General features: G+C 54.7%; 1 protein-coding gene. It reads left to right on the top strand.

Features of this window, described 5'->3' with window-relative positions; translation table 11 throughout:
- Positions 1–264: 264 nt before the first annotated feature.
- Positions 265–554 (top strand): acetyl-coenzyme A synthetase N-terminal domain-containing protein (locus tag QZH66_RS18275; RefSeq protein WP_305807212.1); only part of this gene is annotated, 290 nt, incomplete at its 3' end.

Consider the following 554-nt stretch of genomic DNA (forward strand, 5'->3'; position numbering starts at 1 on the left):
CTTTTTTGATGGGCCTGGCTTATTTTTTAGAAAACATCTTGACTAATGGTGCAATTTAAATATCATTGAATGAGATTGCGAATCTTATAGCAACCTGAACACACCAGATCCCAAGAATGTGACGAGAAAGAACGGCAAGGCACCTGAAGCGCAAAGCCCTGTGCAGAAAAGGGATCAAAGGCTTTCGAATTTCTCTCCTTGCGTTTCTGGCGACTCGCCCGCCCGTCGTCACAGCTACTTTTGACACCTTGAACGGAGTTTCGGATGTTCCCCACACGACCCCGCCAGACTTGGCGTCCTCAGCCGGCCGAAGCCGAACGCAGCGCCCTGGGCCAGTTCGCCAAACGCCAGGGCTTTGGAATTGACGAATATGACGCGCTCTGGAGATGGTCGGTCTCAGAGCCTGTCGCGTACTGGTCCGAGGTCTGGAAGTTCACCGGGCTGCAAGGCTCGCTCGGCAAGACCGGCTTGTCCAATGCTGCCGACATGGCGGCGGCACGCTTCTTCGATGATGGCCTGCTCAACGTCGCGGAAAATCTGCTTGCAGCTCCCCG

It is taken from the genome of Stenotrophomonas sp. YIM B06876, assembly GCF_030711595.1.
Classification (GTDB): domain Bacteria; phylum Pseudomonadota; class Gammaproteobacteria; order Xanthomonadales; family Xanthomonadaceae; genus Stenotrophomonas.